The organism is uncultured Capnocytophaga sp., from assembly GCF_937936315.1.
Classification (GTDB): Bacteria; Bacteroidota; Bacteroidia; order Flavobacteriales; family Flavobacteriaceae; genus Capnocytophaga.
Window position 1 is genome coordinate 1 of the sequence record NZ_CALGWU010000062.1, and the last position, 1352, is coordinate 1352.

General features: G+C 42.0%; 1 protein-coding gene and 1 pseudogene. Both read right to left on the reverse strand.

Features of this window, described 5'->3' with window-relative positions; translation table 11 throughout:
• Window positions 1-129: 129 nt before the first annotated feature.
• Window positions 130-1119, reverse strand: coding sequence for an alpha/beta hydrolase (locus Q0162_RS12485; protein ID WP_203139161.1), 990 nt, complete (start codon window positions 1117-1119; stop codon window positions 130-132).
• Window positions 1079-1352 (reverse strand): annotated as a pseudogene (locus Q0162_RS12490) (hypothetical protein); the annotation flags it as partial. The pseudogene Q0162_RS12490 and the gene Q0162_RS12485, both read right to left, overlap by 41 nt.

A 1352-nucleotide genomic window follows, 5' to 3' on the forward strand; every position in this document is an offset into this window, starting at 1 on the left:
TTATTGTCTTTTTCATTTCTATATGTTTTTATTATTTGTTCATTAACTAATTACAAGGCAAAGATACAGCGGTTTTGCCAAAGGATTGTTATACAAAAGTCGGTAGTTTTTACAAATTTTTCTAAGTTCTTATTTTATGTATTGTTGCCAGAACGCTACAGCCAAATCTAACCAACCTTCAGCATCGGTGCCATTGCCTAAACCAAATCCGTGCGAAGCAGTTTGGTAGCGATGAAAGGCTACGGGTACACCTACACGTTTGAGGTTCTCGGCGCGACGTTGCATACCATCAGCAGAGGCAATGCCATCATTAGAAGCTACTGCGAGAAAAGTAGGTGGAAAATCTTTGCTGTAAAGACTTTGCCCTGTATAGATAATCACAGCAGTAGCAGGTTGGGGCAAGTGGGCGTTAGTAAATTTCTTAACTCCATAGTAGGCAATATTGCCCACCATACGTGCGCCTGCCGAGCCTCCCCAAAGAGAATAATCTTCTGTTGAGACGCCTAACGTTTTAGAATTTTGCAGTACATAAGCGATAGCTTGGGCTAAATCTTCGGTGGCGTACTGCTCACTGCCAATGCGGTAGCGTATCACAAAGGCATTGTAACCCAGTTCGCTAATGCGTTTAGCCAGAGGAAAGCCTTCGTGCAAAGAACCTATGTATGAGAAACCACCTCCAGGGCATATTATAGCAAACGGAGCCCCTTGTTTGCCACGAAAAAAGAAGAGTCCTGTGTTTTGCTTGCGAGGATCTTGTTTTTTCTCATTGTCAGTATAAATGTTATAGAAGATAGTTTGCCCTTTATCCACTTCATCAATAAGATGGTTTACAGCGTTGAGTACTACATTGGGGTGCACATTGCTGTGGTAGGGCATAGTACGGGCTATTTGTGAAAGCGGTAGGGTGTAGTAGTTGCTATTCTCATCAAAGGGCAAAAGCAGTTCGCCATAGCCTGTAAAGGCTTTATGATAGATGAGGTCTTGTACGGTATGCGCAACTGTAAGGTGTTCGCTTGTAGTTGTCGAAGCTTGAGGATTGTTAGGCATAAGGTCTTTATTTTGAGCACAGCTTGTAAAGCTAAGAGTTAAGAGAATTAGTGGTGATATGAGATTTTTCATAAGGCTTATTTTTTATAGTTTCTCCAAATTTTTTAAGTATTTTAGGGGTGCAAGCACTCCAGAATTCCCAATCGTGTCCACCTTCACGTAAGATATAATCGTGAGGGTAATTTGCAGCAGTGAGTTGCTGATGGAGGCGTTGGTTTTCACGCGTAAAGAAGTCACGTGTGCCCAATTCAAGGGTGACAGGAGGCAATTCGTTTTGTGGATATTGCTGTATCACCTCATAAATA